Source organism: Planctomycetaceae bacterium (genome assembly GCA_041398825.1).
Classification (GTDB): Bacteria; Planctomycetota; Planctomycetia; order Planctomycetales; family Planctomycetaceae; genus F1-80-MAGs062.
In genome coordinates this window covers 143824-161979 of record JAWKTX010000001.1, presented here as the reverse complement: position 1 = coordinate 161979, position 18156 = coordinate 143824, and the positions used below count along the sequence as shown (strand labels likewise).

The window sequence follows — 18156 nt, the reverse complement described above, 5'->3', positions numbered from 1 at the left end:
TATCAACGGTGATTTTCGATGAGGCTGCGATCAGGCTCCTGTCAGTTTCCTGTTGAACACTCCTTCGTTAATCGTCGGGCGTTCTGGTCGACCTTTGTGGTTATAGGTCAGCTGCATGTTGTCAATTCCAAGCAGGCCAAGAATCGATGCATGAATATCTTTGACATGCATCTTGTCATCAACAGCATACAGTCCAAGATCATCCGTCGCACCAATCGTCTGACCTCCCTTCACGCCCCCACCCGCCATGAAAATGGAAAATCCGGTTGGATTGTGGTCGCGTCCGTTCCCTTTTTCGCTCATCGGAGTTCTTCCGAATTCGCCCCCCCAGATCACGAGGGTCTCGTCCAGCAGCCCACGCCGTTTGAGGTCCTTGATCAACCCGGCAACAGGCTGGTCCATGGACTTACAGAGTCGAGAGTGATTTGCTTCGATGGCGGCATGCGAGTCCCATTTGCTGCCAGTCCCGTTGTAAAGCTGAACAAAACGCACTCCGCGTTCGACAAGTCGGCGGGCCAACAAACAGTTGCGGCCATAGACTTCAGTTTCCTTCTGATTCATGCCGTATAGTTGCTGGGTTTCGGCCGTTTCGGACTGCAAATCGACCGCAATCGGTGCCTGAGCCTGCATTCGAAACGCTAATTCATAGCTTTGAAGCCGCGCGTCCAGTTCAGATTGCTGAGGGCGCATCTTTGAGTAGTTGCTGTTGAATCGCTGCAGAACGTCCAGTTTCAGAAGTTGCTGCTCCTTCGTGATACCTTTTGGTGAATGAAGATTCGAGATGGGTTCGTCACTGTTACCCGCAAGCTGAACACCCTGGTACGTCGCAGGCATAAAGCCGCTCCCCCAGTTGCGAGTTCCATTCACCGGGCGCCCGTTGCTGTCGCAGATAACGACAAAAGATGGAAGATTCTGATTGGCTGACCCCAATCCGTAATTGACCCAGGATCCGAGCGAAGGACGTCCGGCAAAATTGATGCAGGTATTCATCTGACACACACCGCCGGCATGGTTGATGCCATTCGTCCAGCAACTTCGGATAACAGCGATATCATCCATACACGACGCGATATTTGGTATCCACTCAGAGGCCCACATCCCGCTTTCGCCGTGTTGAGTCCATTTACGAGGGGCCGCCAGTAAAGGTGCGCCCTTTTCTCCCATGGCAGTAATGGGTTCACGAAAACTTGATGGAAGTGGCTGGCCCGCTAATTCGTTCAGAAGTGGTTTGGGGTCAACCAGATCCAGATGACTGGGCCCGCCTTCCATGAAACACCAGATCACGCTCCTGGCTCGCGCAATTCGGTGCGCAATCTGACGCTCCGCGGCGGATGCAGCGTCCTGTCCGACCATCAGGTCCAAAGCAAGTGCCCCAAACCCCATGCCGCTGGATTGCAGGAGTTCTCTTCGAGTTGTGACAAACTGCATGATGGAGCCCCGACTGCCTCTTTGTCTTGTGTAGCGAGACCTGCCATAACTGACAGATCGTTCTGGCGTGATGTCCGAGAATGCTCGGCTAATCAACGTAAAGGAATTCGCTGGAATTAAACAGGATATGGCAAAAGTCAATCAGTCGAGCGTCGGGTTTCTCCGATCCCGGGTCCCCGCTGCCGGACTCACCTGAACGCGTCGATAATTGTGATTCTTCTCCCCCCTGCGAAGCGAGCTGAAGTTCGGTCGCGGAGTTCGAATCGATGAAAGCAAGTGAATACGACAATTCGTCGTCGGTTGGTGGTCGGCCCCATGCCATTGTCACTGCAGACACAACTCTCTCCTGATCTGTCGCACAGCTTGCGGCAATTCTTTCTGCAAATTTCGTCGCACGTCCAATTGGATAGTCTCCATTAATCAACAACAGAGACTGAATTGGCGTTGTTGTTGAGGTACGTTCTGACGTGCTCTGCAAACCGTTGGCGATGTCGAACGCGGCCATAAAGGCATCAGGAGTATTCCGGAAGCTCTTCACGTAAATTGCCCGGCGCGGCGATTTCGTATCGACGCTTGGTCCTCCGGATTCATGCTGAAGCTCGCCACTGCAAGTCAACATACTGTCGCGAATCTGTTCTGCTGACAGGCGACGGATTCGAGACCGCCAGAGCAAATTGTCCGCGGGATCGATCGCCTGCTGACGTGAGGCATCAGGATGATGAGCCGATTGCTGCCAGGTCGCGGATTCAAGAATAAGTCGATGCAGATGTTTCATGCTGCAACCATGATCCACGAACTCCAGCGTCAGCCAGTCCAGCAATTCCGGATGAGTTGGCTGCAGCCCCAGTTTACCGAAATCATTCGCAGTGCCTGCGATCCCCTGTCCAAAATGCTGTTGCCAGATGCGGTTGACAATGACCCGCATGGTCAGGGGATTATCAGGACTGCTGATCCACCGCGCGAGTTCGGACCGGCGGCCGGTTGAGTCTCCAACAGGCGGAATCCCGGGTATCAGTGATTCAGCATTCGCTGGCGCCATGACCGTCAGGTAGCCTGGTTCCACCGGATCGGCGATGGGTGAATCCGGAATCAGCGTTGGAGCCGTTGCTCCGTCAAAGTCGGTCACTGTCATTAATGGCGGAAGTGGTTTCGGCCGGATGTGGTCAAACTCCGCCAGCTCTTTCTTCAGGGCATCGTATTTCTCCTTGTCCTCCTTCTTCATGCTCTTCAGCGGCCCTCCCCCCTCCTCTTCAAACTGTCGAGAAATCAGGTAGGCCATTTGATGCTCCCAGGAAGTCCGTTCGCTCTCAGGCTTGTGGAAGCAGGCTTGAATATCCAGCGGAAACTTGTCAACAGTCGACTTCCATTTGCGATCATTGTAGGGCCTGACCAACGTTTCAATTTCTGCACGAATGGAAGTGGTTGCTTCTTCCCACCTGGAGAGCTGAGCTGCATAGGCCTGTTTTTCAGCCGTTGTCGCGCCGACGATATCATCGCGCCAGATCACAGGCTCAAAAAACGACCGCAGCTTGTAATAGTCAACCTGAAGGATCGGATCAAACTTATGATCGTGGCACTTCGCACACCCCATACTCAAACCAAGAAATGCGTCTCCGGTGACATCCGTCATCTCGTTCATGATGTCGTTCCACAGTCCGCGGGCGTCACGCTGGTTGTATTCGTAAATACCAAGTCGCAGGAAGCCAACAGCTGCCAGATGCTCTGGATTATCCTGACCGATTTCATCACCAGCAAGCTGTTCTCGAACGAAGTCCGGATAGGGTTTATCACTGTTGAAGGCATTAATCACGTAATCTCGATACCGCCAGATATGCGGCCGGTAAGCATCCTGATTCCATCCATCCGATTCGGCGTAGCGAACAACATCGAGCCAGAAGCGAGCCCAATGTTCACCATATCTCTGGTCGGCAAGCAAGCGTTCAACAAGTTCATTCCAGGCTGTCTCGAATCCTTTGGCAGCAGAAGCTGCCGTAAAGGCGGAGAGATCTTCTGGTGAAGGTGGCAGACCAATCAGGTCAAAATAAACTCGTCGGACCAAAGTTTGTTCGGAGGCTCGTGGAGCCGGCGTCAGTTTCCGGTTCAACATTCGTTCCAGCGCAAACTTATCGATTTCGTTGGACGACCATTTGTCATCATCAAATGCTGGCACGTCCGGCCGGTGTACCGGCTGGAAGGCCCACCACTGGCGATCTTCATCCGTAATCTCGGAAGGCCCCTCGCGAACCGGCTCGCTGTGCTCTGGCCAGACGGCTCCCATATCGATCCACCGCTGCAATTGGCGAATCTGCTTGTCGCGCAATGGGCCATTGGGAGGCATTTCAAAGCTCTCATACCGCACCGCTTCCATCAGAAGACTCTGATCGGCATGCGATGGAATGATGGCTGGGCCACTTTCTCCACCCTTGAGCACCCAGTCTCGGGTATCCAGACGCAATCCGCCTTCCTGCTTCGCTTCTCCGTGACACTTCACACATTGCGTCGCGAGTATCGGTCGAATCTGCGTTTCGAATTCTTCCGCGGAATATGGCAGCGCCTTTTCATCACCAACGGTAAAGCCGAATGGGATGGCAGAGACGCAAATGCCAATCAGAAACGCCCGTGACAGAGATCGGGCTGAACTGCCGCTGAGGTTCATCGCAATCATGGAAGTGATTCAGGCAGGATTGAGGTGGGAGGGCGAACAGGTTCGCCGGAATAAACGATTCACCCCGTTGAATCAGGGGCTGCTGCGTTCGCGTACAGAATACCAGTTTTCATTGGGCGCGGAACTGCTTAATGTTCGGGTTTTTGAGCTGCAGACACAAGCAAACTACCCGAAACCAGATTCTACGGCCCTGTTCACCCTCCCATTTGGAAAGCTCTCCCCAACATGCACGAAAAACCCTGTGTTTCTGTATGGCTGCCCGGATGGTTTCTGCTGGGAGTTTTACTTGGTGGCTCAGTTGCGGCGGCCGAGAAAGAATCCCATGACGAGCCTGCCAGGCGTCCCAATGTACTTTTCATCGCTATCGATGACCTGAGAAACGACCTCGGTTGCCTGGGCATCACGCATGCCAAAACACCATCACTGGACGCCTTTGCGGCAACTGCCCGGGTATTTTCCCACCACTACGTCCATGTACCTACCTGCGGTGCTTCCCGATGTGCGCTGCTTCGGGGACAGTATCCCAAACACGCCGTGCATCTCAGCAATAACGCAATTAAACAGACCCAGAAAGACTGGATACGGCGGAGTCTTCCGGGATGGTTTCAGCAGAATGATTACCGGACGCTGTCAATTGGAAAGATTTCTCACTATCCGGGCAATCTGACCGGAAAGGACTGGAATGAAGGTCCTCAGGAAATGCCCGGCGTCTGGGAACGATCATGGATCCCGAACTCACCTTGGCCCCATTCTCAGGCGATGATGCACGGTTACGGGAATGGGCTGGCAAGACGCCCCGGAAAATCCCACCCCTTTGAAGCATTTGATGGTCCTGACGAAGCTTATCCTGATGCCTGGGTTGCCGGGGATGCCATCCAGACTCTGGACGAACTTCAGTCAGGAGAACAGCCGTGGTTCTTCGCTGTGGGTTTCTTCAAACCGCACCTTCCATTCGCTGCCCCGAAACGATGGTGGGATCTGCATGATGCCGACAACCTGGCTGCCCCCGCCGTGACAACGAAACCTGAGGGGATCTCCGGCTGGCACAACAGCGGTGAATTTCGAGGGAACTATGGACACGACTACGAAGATGTCAATGGGCAGATTACGCATCGGGACCCCGCATCGGACGCTGAATATGCAAAGACTTTACGACATGGATATGCCGCTGCAGTCAGCTATGTGGATGCACAGGTGGGGCGTCTGCTTTCGAAACTCGATCAGGTGGACCCACATCGAAAAACGATTGTCGTCATCTGGAGCGATCATGGATTCCTACTGGGCGAACACGCAATTTGGGGTAAACATTGCCTGTACGAAAACGCTGTTCGGTCTCCATTGATGATCCGCCTGCCCGGCCTTCAGAAGGCTGGCGAAATTTCTGAGTCGATCGTCCAGACAGTCGATGTATTTCCAACACTGACAGACCTTTGTGGATTACCAAAGCCTGCTGAATTGGATGGTCAGTCACTGAGACCATTACTGACTGATCCACAACATCCATGGGAACGTCCGGCGTTTGCTTTCTGGACGGGCAACAGGAGATCGATTCGAACGGAAAGGTGGAGATTAATTGTTCACCCAGGGCGCGATACAAAAGCTCAAACGGCAGATGCGTTTGAACTTTTTGACATGCAGTCCGATCCCAATGAATCCACCAATGTGGCCATACAACACCCGGAGATTATTTCCGAGCTGATTGCCGAACTGCCGTAATGAAGCCGATCATCATTTCGTCGTTGCTTTGTTGTCCCCAGCCAATGACCTTTCCGGGATCCGGGTTGTTGGGGTTCATCTTTGAATTATCAAAGGTTGCCACGCATTCGATAACGGTTCCCCGGGGAATCGCTTTGGGCTCGGCGAACTCATAACGTAACTGCCAGTTAAAATCGTATTCCGGCACATCAAGCAGCACTTCTCTGGATCCATCCGGGTATCGCGCTTCGTACCGAAAAGACTTGCCGCGAAGATGCATATGAGGCGTCAAAGACAACAGCGAAACATCTTCTGAAATATTCTCATTCGCTCGAACCTGGTAGTCCGAATCACCCGCTGGAATCCGGAACTTGCTGTTCAGGGCTTCAAGCCCGACGACCTCCTGTTTCACATGGTCAGCATCCGTGAACCTGACCCCGATGTAGCTGAGATCCGTTTGTTCCGTCCCATTTGGTGTGTAATGCATTTCGAACAGAATTTTGGATCCTGCAGGCACCTTCATTGCCGTACCCTCGGGAAAAATCAGCGGACTCGTTCCCGGCGCGTAGCCGATCAGCATTCGTCCCAGACTGATATCTTTCTGACCAGGTACCTTCAGAAATGCGATGATATGGTGCACGACTGACGGGTTTCCTGGCCGAGCCTCTGCGGCAACGACGTACTTATCTTCTGTGAAGTTAAGATCCACTTCAAAATACTGGTAGTCGACAACACCAGTCGCAGGAACGGTGAAAGGCTCTTTGCGAACCGGAATCACCTGATCTGGTTCCGGCATTCTCCATCCGCTGGCAAAGTTCGGGGTCGGCGGAAGATCCTCGGGATTTCCTTCAGGACAACCGTTTTCAATCCATGTCAGAAGTGTCTGCTTCTCATCGGCGGAAAGTCGCGAGTCATTCCGAAAGTGCCCAAACTCCGGATTGGCATTCCAGGGTGGCATCCGGCCTTCATTAATTACTTCCGCGATCATTGCCTCCCATCCCACCGTTTCCTGATAACTGGTGAGCGGAAACGGGGCAATCTCGCCACTGCGATGACACTCAACACAACGCTTGTTCAGAACAGGAGCAACATGCTTGCTGTAATTCACCGGGCCGTGCGGCTGCGAACGTCGGCTTCGTCCAATCAGGCACCCTACTGGCTGGGTCTCTGCAATTTCAGGCAGCCCACCTGCGACCAGGCTGACTAAAGCGTCTTTGAGGTCCTCTTTGGCTGGCGACTGACGGGCCACACTAATTCCAAATTGATCATCAATCCGACCTCTGTATACGACTCTTCGTGTTTGATCCAGGACCACAACTTCAGGTGTTCGTGTGGCCTGCAGAAGGTCTGCCAGTTGCTGTTTTGGATCCATCAGAATCGGGAACTGAATACCAGCTCTATCGGCATAAATGGTGACCTCTTTCGGGCTGTCCTGGATATTTGAACAAACTCCCACGAAGACCGCCTTCCCCGAGAACTGCTCCGCCAGCTGCTGCAGACGGGGGCCGTAGAGTTTAGCCAGAGGACACTCTGTGCCCAGAAACGCAATCACGACAAACCCGGACTCCGGCAATTCACGTGCTGTGCGAACGGTTCCACGGCTGTCTCGCAGTTCAAGCGACGCGAGCGTGTCCCTGAAATCGCATTTGACGGCGTCTGCATTCACGATGAAGACACAGAAAATGACACTCAGCGAAACAAGAGAAAGACGATTCATCAGCTTGAGTCCAGAGAATTTACCACAAAGAAGAGTGTTGACTGAGTCCACCAAACGGCCGTGCCCTTACTCGAAATTGCAGGAACATTCAGGACCACTGGCCGCGAATCGAAACCACAGCCCGAACAGTCAGAGTCGTGAAAGGTACCTGAAGCAGAAAGACGGCGTTTATGGCGAACTGTCTTTTAACCTCTACCAGAAATAGTGAATTTCATGAAGATCGAATGTGTCACGAAATTCAGTGAAAGAGACAAACCTGATCGACAGCCTTAAGCCTCACCGGTTTCGCCAAGTTCGAATGTCGCGGATTGCGAAGATCCACTGCCGGATTTATGTTCACGGACATTCTCTGCTTCAGACGGGGAAGCAACAAACGTTGACGATGGGTCAGCATGCTGATTATAGATTCGGGTCGCAGCGAGCCCATTGTCGGCACCGACGAACACGCTGCTGGCAGGTACTTCACCTGCGGAAGAATAATCCTGAACCGGAATCACGAAAATCGACTTCCACGATCGAACCACCGTGGCAATGGTCAGCAACAGAATGAGTCCATACGGAACCATTGCGGCCACTGTGGGCAGACGCCTGATGATGACACGCAGACTGAATGCAGAATCGGCCTCCTCCGTATGGCCGTCCAGAAGATCGATTGATCTGACAGTCAGACCTTTGACGGCAGTATCCTCTTCCGATGAGCTGTTCAGGCTGAAGTACCACGGTGAACGTTCCGTCCCGTTGACGGATGGTGTTGTGCGTTCGAAGAACTGTTGCCTGATTGAATTCAGATCCGCAGAAGTCGTCTCGATCAACCTCTGAACGTCTTCCGATGTCATCTCCGCAGAATTTCGTTCCAGCCCCATTGCTACTATCTGGTTAATTCTTTTCTCAAACTCACCACGCGAGAGACGTTGTGGCATTGGAACGCATTCAGCGCCGGGTTCGGCATAGTGCAGTGAAAACAGGCTGAAAGTCTCGCAGTCGAGCGGAAATGGCGGCGTGAGATCAACATCCGTGGAAGAAAGATGTCCTTCCGTTCTTGAACCCAGCCATTGCACGCTTAATCGCGTGATTGGCTCCGAGATCTCAAGATCCAAACTACCATCTATGGAATTACGTTTGCGAATGCCCTCCGAATTAGAGATTGCAACCACTGCAACACCATTCGGAAGTGCGACGGACAGGTTGATTGGCATTCGCTCGGACAGGAACAATAACGTCGTTTCCGCAATGACAGATTCATTACGATCCGCCACAGCGACCGTGTCTGAAATGACGATTGGAATGTTAAGCTCGGAGGAGTCATCACTGCCTGAACCATTCCCCGCCGACGGGGCAGCCACGCTGATTCTTCCGTCCTGAATGCCAACGACCTTTCCGGGTAAACCGAAGACTGCCGGACTCATACCAGCAAGATTCGCGATGTCGCGCATCCATGTGGGATCATCATTTTTCTCGACGACGTCAGAATTGACGGAGGCCCGGAAGTCGGGTGGCAATTCAATCAGTTCAGTCACACTCCATTCAACCGCAAAACTCAGTTCCGGAACGGCGACGGCAAAAGGTGCTCCGAGGCCTTCAGAAGAAGCATTCACAATCTGCCCGGCATCATCATTCACACGCCAGAAGGCCAGTAATTCCGAGACGTCTGTATCCTCAGATTCTGAGGCCGAAGCTTCCCATCGAAAAAAACGTTGTTCCTGGGTGACTCGACACGCGTCTCGCCCGATAAAAACCCGCGGAGCAACCGCAAACTGCTGGCCTCGGGGAAACTGCAACTCTCCGGACGCGATCAGATCCTGCCCCCCCTGAATACGGACGAAAACCGTTGCATCATTCTGATCATGCACGACGATCAACTCACCACTGGCGGCAGACGATTGCTGGTGACCAAGAATAACAGCCGTTCCTTCCTCAATGACCTGGAACCTGATGGGGGTCTCCGGAACCAGTGGCGCGTCTTTCGCGAGCGGCCTGTCCGGAACTGCTCTTCCCAAATCCCGAAAATAGAGACCAGAGTCGTCCAGATCCTCTATCGTCATGGATGATTCAAGTATCTGAGCGTTCAGCAGTTGCGGAGCAATCAGGCGTATATCTGCTGAGCTACTGATGGCCTGGCGTCCACGGACAACAATCCGATGTGGTCCATCCGTTCCTTCTTTGAAGAGCACCATCAACCGATCATCCTTCTGGTAGTAGCGATCAAGTCGATTTGCTTCCCCCGCAAACACCTGCACGTCTGTGACTTCGATTGACGGATTCACGGCCAGTTGATGACGAAAGATGGGAACGAATGACGTGTCAATGAAGGCCTCGTACTTCCAGTCCACAAAGTCAGTATGGCATTCAACTGTCTGCTCGACACGAACCTCGTTATACGGCACTCGAGGTGTTAACTGAAACCGGATGCTGTCCATCATTGACGGAACTGAAAACAACACGTCAGTTGGTCGAAGATGAGCTGAAAATGCAGCCGGTATGGAGGCGGTCGTACTGATCCTTCTCTGCCCGTCTCCTGTGAGCACCTGATCGAGCGGCTGAACTGAAAACTCTCGTGGGGTTCGAATTGCAATCAAACACTCAGCAAAAGCCTGACAATCAACGATCGCGCTCAATTGTCCCGGTGATACAACATGCTGAAGAGGCTGCAGCAGACTCTCAGTGACATAACGCAGCTCCAGCAGGAATGTATCAGCGTTCAATTCGTTGAGCTGAATTTCTGCCGTGTCATCGACAACTGACCACAGCACCTGAGGAACTTGCGGGCAGGCAACCGAAACAAGACGATAACCCCTCGGCAATGGCAGTTGTATCTTGCGAACCAGCGGGTTCCATTTCTGCACACTGGAGAAAACCGTTACGAACTGCTGGCCCGCAGAAAGCTCGCAGACAATAGCCGTCTGAACTTCGGAACCAGCTTTGACAGATACAGGTGCTGTTCCAAACAGACGCACCTCTATCCCCTGCCTTTTGACCGTACCACTGCTGAGACTTCCCAGATCGACAGCCTCATCACCCACCTGCCAGTCTCGGGTGACGGAATGTGTCTGAATGAAGGCCCGACTTACCGATTCTTTCGAATCGATAATCTGAAACGTCGCCGCCGGACACGAGACCGACGGAATAGTGAACTGCACTCCGTTAGCCTGACTTGCAAGTCGAGGGCGAAGCCGAATTCGAAGTTCGTGCTTATCCCAGAGTCCGGACGGACCAGCAACATCGCCGGCTCTGCTTTCGGACCTATCCTTGTCCCGCGGCGCGAACTCGGATCGCTCAACCGAATCCAGATCCGATTCGACCGTCAAAGGCATATTGGTAACCCGAGTCGCAGCAGGAATCAGAAGGGTCACTGTCCCCTGTGAAGAAGCAGCAGGCAATACCGGCAGACCATCCAGTTGACAGTTGACAAGCAGTGCGTTGGGCAAATCAATTGTGAAACGGCAGTCCCTGATGTCCGTCAGTGTAGCGAGATGAATAATCAGCGTGGCCTCCACATCATCGGGCGACGGTGCGTCGACGGTGACATCCAGTCCTGTGACCACAACGTCAACCTGATTCTGCAGGGTTCGCTTCAGCCATTCTTCATAAGTCTTGTTCTCGACATAGGCAATGCCAGCCGGAGCACCATCTCTGAGCTGAACAATCCTGGGTTCGGTGACCTTGAATACCGATCGGTTACTGACACCTGGTGACAGCCCTCCCTCCTGAGCAACAGCTCCCAATGCATTTTGCAGACACGCTGCAGAGACAACCGCAAACAGAAAGGTCCTCACAACCTGTGAAATGACTGGCCGCCTGATCTGAAACAACGGCGCTGCGAGCGAAAGAGCGAAACCGGCAAGCAGACCCCAGAAGAGCCCAAGCAGTACCCCATCCAGTACATCAGAAGTCGTGTACCAGTGGGCCGTAACGACAACCGTCAACAAGACAAGAATCAGGCCACTCACGCTACCCAGCCTCGATCGTAGGAGGTACAGGGTCGTCAGAACGAACAACGCAACACCGTAGATGATAGCACTCTTCGTCCGCAACGAGGTCAATCGAATACTCTGTACTTCATCAGGTGATTTCAGCGAAGTGATTGTCCTTTGCTTCCAACCCTGCTCGGTCCGAAGCTTCCATTCTGCACCAAAGCCCTGAACGGCCTGATACAATTCCGAGACTTCCTGCGAGAAATTCTCTCCTGAACGACTGACCAACCCGCGTGATACTTCATTGCCAGAGACACGGTTCAGCAAGTCGCCCGCAACAGTACTCATCATCCCCAGAACATCAACGGAGGCGGACGTCTGCCACTGCGCATCTGGAGAACGAATCTGCATTTCGGGAGAAACGAGGATATGGTGAGTGCATCGATGATCAACACGGGGGTCCCCTGAAACTTCCTTCAGTGCCAGTCGACTGAATCCATTCGTCACCGAAAATACGGGGTCGGCGATTACCACAATCCTGCACTCGGCAGAGTCAGACGGAACAGGCACGGCCGACTCTGCACCAGGGCTGAGAATTGCAACTCGGCGTCCATCAATGAAGACCTTCGATGAAGTTGCGAAGTCCTCTTCAATTCTTACCGTATTCAACAAGGCAGACTCAGAAAGCTGCCCGATCGCCACACGCTGGTGTCGGACCTGATCATCACGAACATCAAAAATGTGAAAGATATGGGATACAAACGCCGGACGGTGGTTGCTGCCTCCGCTGCGTTCAATGACCAGCCGAATTCTTCGCGGAGACGCTGGAAGCAACCATTCCGACAGTGCCAGAGCCCCATCTTCATTTGAAGAATCAGCAGAAGCAGCCTGGGAAAGTGCCTCAGGAAGAATGCGAAACTGTTCGGAAGCGTCAATGGAAAGGACACCCGAAACGCCGGCATCAGGCAACGGCACTGCCAGCATGGCATGTCGAACATCATCGAGATGTCGCGTGGACTCAAAGGTAACTTCACGACCAGGAGAATTATCGTTTCCGCCGGGGACTGGAACCATAAAGGTCCGCCATTCTCCGGAATCATCCCCCCTTTGAGCGGCATCGACATTCTTCCCGTCCACAGACCAGCGAAAGGTTTCAGCACCTTCCCGGGCAGGCAGCAGGAACGGTACCGTGTGATCCGATTCCGCAGGAGCAAGCCGGATAAGTGTCACTTCCTTCAGGAACTCGCCTTCGACCTGAATCCGGCAGCGTAAGTCCTGTACCTCAATCGCAGGCCGCTCGGATGGCTGACGAGCGGAGGATTTCAGCAAAGACAAATCATTGAGGCGGTCGTCAAAAACAATTGTGCGGGCCGGAATGGTCTGTGCAGCCAGCCAACCGTTAGCCGTTGTCAGTTCCGTGAGCGAAAAAGAAGGATTCTTTACCTGTTCAATCGCTGGTAATGTCGCCACAACGTCGGGAGTGACCAAAGTATAACTGAATGGCCGATTCCTTTTGTCACGTGCAACGAAAGGCTGAAGAATCGGTGTCACGTCTGCAAGATCGGACTGCTGAAGCGACAACTGCACAACGCGGCTGGATCCCGATTCAATCGGCTCGGGCAAATGTATCTGCAGTTGACGACTTGCCGTAGCTTTTCCGCTTCGGTCAAACTCGAAAAACAATGCGCGGCTATTGGATGCATAGCGAGCCCCAATGACATCCCAGCCGGGCTGAATGTCCCAGTATAAGTCCGTTGCGATGCCCTGTTCGCATCGCACGTTCACAAGACAGTTTGCAGTGAGCACTCTGCCAGACTGCTCCAGGATCGAAACAACGGTTTCCGTCGTTGATGCGTCACTGGCCGAGATCCGAGCCACTGCACTGGCTTCGTTTACGAAGCGTGTGAGTTGATAAATGACGGCATTTTCCTGCCCGGCATTCACATCCAGTTCCTGCATGCCCGTCAAACGCCAACTATCCAGTTCTATCCCCGCCGGCAAAGTGACTCGCACAAGTGATGTCGGCATAAGCACAGCACCATTCGCACCATCAGCTTTCCTCCGCCATTGAAGCGGTTTAAGCAGCGGCACCGGCCAGTTGCTGGATGTTGGTAATGCAGACGTTGCCTGGATGCTGATTGACAATGTACTCGCAAGTTGCGGCAACTGAATGTTCAGTTGTTGCTGCGAATCCCGCATTGCAGCATCATCATCCGGATTCGCAGGCGTTAAGGGCACCGAATTGCCATCCACAGAATCCTTTTCGGTTGAGGGTGGATTCGTCGATGCATTCGAGACATCTGACTGGCGATCCCACACCATAGGCTGGTTGTCGTTTAACAGGACATCAGTGACATGGAGACGATCGGGAAGGGTTACGCTCAGTACATCTGTGCTTTGCAGCTCTGGTGTCAGGGTCAATGACCACTGTGAGATCATCGTGTCGCCCGTTGCAACGTGGTTCTCTGTCAGCTTCATCAGAGACAAAGGGATACCGGAACGTGTCCAGCGTTTTCTTCGACACCCGATCGTGACGCGGCTGGAAGAATTCGGAAGCAGTACCCACGCCGATTCAGATTCAGAACGCTCTTCAGGCCCAAGAACAAGTGCGTTTGGGCTGGTAACAATCGTTTCTGAGGAAGTCGTTAACTCAATGCGGCTGATCGTTGCTTCAGGCAACTCCATACGAAATGTCGTCACATCTCCAGTGACAGCCCCGTCAATCGACCAGTGACCGATAATCTTTTGTGCGTATCCAGCCTTCAGCAGGAACAGTCGATGATCGTCGTCTGAAGCAATCGTAACTTCCCGGTGTTCAGCCTCCATGGATAAATCATTCAAATTGACGATCCCAAGCATTAACAAATCGGGGCGATCAGCCTCTGTTGGTGGTTGCACTGTGAGTTCTATTTGCCCCTGTGTCAGCTGGCTGCCGGACAGTGTCGCGCGGTAGATGGCCTCCCGAATTCGATTTGGTCGCACGACGGCATCTGCATCTGCAGGCTTCCCGATGTGTTTGGCAATCTGCTGTGCCACCGACAGGGGAACTGGCACCCATTTCTGCCTTTCCATTAACTGCTGAAGCTGATCCGGAGCAATCGAAGGGATTTCTGCCGAAGGAGCATTCGGCCGAACAACGCCGGGGACCGTCTGATTTTCTGCAACCACCTGATCAGATGGAATCGCCGGGATCTGAGCGAAACAGTTTCCAGCAGCCTGCAGCACGAAAATAAGGCAGAAAGCTCGGATCATCATCGGATCCCCGCCCCTGAACGATCCGGCACTCCCGGTATCACCAGATCGCTCTTGTCGGCTACCGAACTGCCTCCCAGAAACCCCGACATGCCAAAAACAGTCAGGGCATCGCCCGGTCGAGGCTTCGTGCTGAAACGCATACCACGATCGGTGGAAATCCGATGAAAGAAGACGGCCGTTGAACCTGTCAACAACCCTGTTACCGCGTAAGGAAGCAGAACCACGCTCCATTGCGGCATATACAGAAATAAAGCGGGTGCTGCCGCAATGACAATGACCAATGGAACAAACAAGAGGTTCCGTGGCAGAAACAGGCCAGGGATGAATGTCACCAGGCACACAATGGCCGTTAACAGCAGCAAAGACATTCGCGGCAACAGTTTGATTTCCAGTGCGGATGAACTGCCGGAAACGAAGAACACGTCGGGCCGCGACTGACTACCATGCAGCCAGGTGTCGATACCAACTTTCCCCTGTGCACGGACCGGTTCGCTGCAGGCAGACAATAAAGCATCGATTTCGAGGGTTTCGTTAACCCCCAGACTCAATGGGAAACCTGAAAGATGCGATCGCGGAAAGCTCTGATCGGCTTCGCCCTGCCCGACCACTCGCACGGCATCATTTGATTCAAAGAACCAGACACCCAGCATAATGGAGTCAGTATCGCCGAATTGGGGTCGTCGAATACTCAGGTCCGACAACAGATTCGATTCTGCCGCAGCATCCTGATTCGTAACAATTTCCACGACGCAGGCGGTCGGATGGTCATCCGCGGCAGTGTTTCCAATGCCCTGACTGATCGATCCGGGATCGCTTCCTTCAACGTCATCTCTGAAAATGATCGACCACCGGACGCCCCCGGTTGCAGGGTACTCGTCGAAGACCCTGGCGAGTTTTTCGACAGGCACAGAATTCACAAGAACCTGACGCGGGGCGACATCCGAGGGCAACCAAAAACTAAAGCTTTCCGGATAACGGGCAAACACAGCCTGCGTCCGAGTAATCGCTTCGTTGCCGGCCAGAGTGGTCTTGCTGAATATCAACTCGGGCAGACTATAGTCATTTAGCGGAGCTGCCAGACGAATCTCGACAGGAACAACATCGGTTCGCCCCTGCTTTTGCCAGGCAGACTCGAAGGACTCTGAATAAACGGGGCGCCAGCCGGAATCACCAGAGACTCTGATTCCCGAGGAAATATCTGCCCCTACTTCGGACCGGAGCAATTCACAGCTCTGAGGTTGTGGCACGACAAGGTGAAGGTCCAGCGGCAAAGGTTTCCCCACGTTCGTTCCAGTGACCGGTACAAGATAATCGACCAGTAAACGCAGAAGCCCTCGTCTTGCCGTGGGGAGCCGGTAACTTCGGCTCGTCGACGATTCAATTGTCGCCCGAAGCGGTTGCTCTTCGCCTGCAACGTGAACAATTGGCTGAATTCCGTCCGGTACATCCAGCAGGATGCTGCTGATATCTCGATGATCAATCGAAAAGTCAATTTCCTGATGGACACCAATTCCGGATTCTTCTCGCGCCAGACCGACAATCATTTCCGCAGTAACAGAGGCGGCCTGCGACGTGATATCAAACCAGAACTCAGTGTCCTGGCTATCCAGAATCCATGTTTGCGAATCGCTGGGCTCCTGCTGAGTCGTTGCAGCAGAGGTTCGATAAGGTGCTGACGCCAGTGGACGCGATGTCTGCGCATCAATCGGCTGAAGAGAGTAATCGTCCGATTCAATTGTGGTGATGACAACGGCCTCATTCGAACGCGATGCCACCTGCGGACAAATCATTGGATTCGTATTTGTCCGAATTGCCGTCAGCGGTGCAAACGCCTCAAATTCCACAAAGAACTGACCAGACTGTCGCTCCGGAAACGTCAGCCGAAAGTAATCGGTATCGTCTGTTGTGAATTCCGGAGACAACGGAATCCGGCTCTTTTCTGTGACCAGCTGAGTCGTGCCTGGCAGGATCTTCCATTCGCTTCCTGTATAACCCGGCCATTTCAGATTCAAATCCAGCAGTGACCCTCGAAGGACGTTCACCGGGAAACGAGCCTTCAGCAAGACATTGGCCTCATCCGGACGAAACACCATTTCCGGTGAGACAGCGTAGTGCGCTTCAATCTCTTCAACGTGCAGAGTGATGGAAGAGTCGGCAGATCTCATGCGGAAAGCAGTCGCTGCAATACTGCCGTCCGTCTCATTCGAAACACGGCGTCGTTGAGCCCCCTCCACCTCTGTTTGCTTCACCAGAAGCCCCTGGGGAATCAGGATATCCAGATCGCCCGACTGAATGTTTGCATCCGGAAGCACAGGCAGACGGACCTGGATATCCTGCGGAAACAGGCGATTGGTCAGCTGCAGATCATACGTAACCGTTAAGAGCCCCTCCGTCGGAGCTGGAAGAATTACTTCAACTTCCTGCCCGTTCTGGTTCTTTGTTTCGCGATACTCATCCAGTACGGATACACCGGCCTGGTTTCGCACAATCAGTTCGAGCAGCTCGAAGCCTGGTGGAAACTGCATTCGAAACTGCGAGATACTACTGACGCTGATTTGTAATGTCTGCGTCCCGGACAAAGTCACGGGAATGGTCGTCAGGTCAAGCTTCATTCTGTTGTTCTGAATTTGAACAACAGGCTTCCGTATGACCTGAGTCACAACCTCAATCCAACTCATGCCAAAGGCAGGCTCCAGCCCCCAGAACTCTATGGAGGTCACTCCAACCGGAGTTCGCCCCGGCCTGGAAACCGCTTCAGTCGACAAACGCTGGATCTCTACAGGAGACTCAAAAGTAAAGGCCGCATGCGATTGTGTTGCACGAGGGAGATTCAGATTCAGCGAGTGCCCTGTCGGTGATTGCGGTCTTGATTTACCAATCATCTTCAGATGAATCGTATGCAACCCCGCCCCGTAAAGATGCCACCGCTTCTGCGTCGATTCCGACATGTCAGGGACCTGCTCTGCGTCCGACGCGGCCGATTCGTGCGAAAAACCAGTGATGTGCAAATCGCTGAACGCAATTGGCACCGTCACCCATTCCTGCTTACGATTGACCTGAATCTTCAGGTCAGCCTGAATGTGAACAACGTCGGATTGAATCGTTCCGGCAATCTCAAGGTCCGCAATATGAACGTCCGGAATAGATCTTTGCTCCCGAACTCGCTCCAGCAATTCGCCCGCCAACCCGGAATAGCCAGGCCCCAGAATCTGATCGACAGGAATCAAGTCGCCTGACTTTGTGCGAATCAAAAGCTGTTCTGAATCGGATTCCAGCGCATCCGATTTCAAGCCGTCGGCAAGACCATCTGCGGGACCATCGCCATCGCCACCCGATTGAGCCGGGACTGCTGCCGAGACAATCAGCGTCGGAGTCTGACAGAACAGGAGCAGAATCGTCAGGAAGAATGTCCTGCGACCTGAACGGACGTATCGATGTCTATCAATAACCGTCACTGGTCCCGCCGTTTCCGTATACGTGCTTTC

General features: G+C 53.3%; 6 protein-coding genes. 1 reads left to right on the top strand and 5 read right to left on the bottom strand.

Annotation, left to right across the window (positions count from 1 at the left end):
• Positions 1-30: 30 nt before the first annotated feature.
• Both R3C20_00575 and R3C20_00570 read right to left on the bottom strand, forming a co-directional pair.
• The gene (locus tag R3C20_00575) at positions 31-1428 is read right to left on the bottom strand and encodes a DUF1501 domain-containing protein (protein MEZ6038966.1); all 1398 of its coding nucleotides are present in this window, start codon (positions 1426-1428) and stop codon (positions 31-33) included.
• An 88-nt stretch (positions 1429-1516) separates the two neighbouring features.
• Positions 1517-4093 (bottom strand): PSD1 and planctomycete cytochrome C domain-containing protein, encoded by a 2577-nt coding sequence (locus tag R3C20_00570; protein MEZ6038965.1) that lies wholly within the window; start codon positions 4091-4093, stop codon positions 1517-1519.
• Positions 4094-4318: 225 nt separating this feature from the next.
• Between R3C20_00570 and R3C20_00565 the strand changes: the two genes are divergently transcribed.
• Complete coding sequence (locus R3C20_00565) at positions 4319-5809, top strand: sulfatase (GenBank protein ID MEZ6038964.1); 1491 nt, start codon at positions 4319-4321, stop codon at positions 5807-5809.
• On the opposite strand, the gene R3C20_00560 is transcribed toward R3C20_00565, so the two are convergent.
• From R3C20_00560 to R3C20_00550, 3 genes are all read right to left on the bottom strand, one after another.
• Entirely contained in the window at positions 5778-7505 is a 1728-nt protein-coding gene (locus R3C20_00560) for a redoxin domain-containing protein (protein MEZ6038963.1), read from the bottom strand. The genes R3C20_00565 and R3C20_00560 overlap by 32 nt on opposite strands.
• Positions 7506-7774: 269 nt before the next feature.
• Positions 7775-14671, bottom strand: a complete 6897-nt coding sequence (locus tag R3C20_00555) for a hypothetical protein (protein MEZ6038962.1) — start codon at positions 14669-14671, stop codon at positions 7775-7777.
• The gene (locus tag R3C20_00550; protein ID MEZ6038961.1) at positions 14668-18126 is read right to left on the bottom strand and encodes a hypothetical protein; all 3459 of its coding nucleotides are present in this window, start codon (positions 18124-18126) and stop codon (positions 14668-14670) included. Before R3C20_00550 ends, R3C20_00555 begins: the two co-directional genes overlap by 4 nt.
• Between the last annotated feature and the right edge of the window lie 30 nt (positions 18127-18156).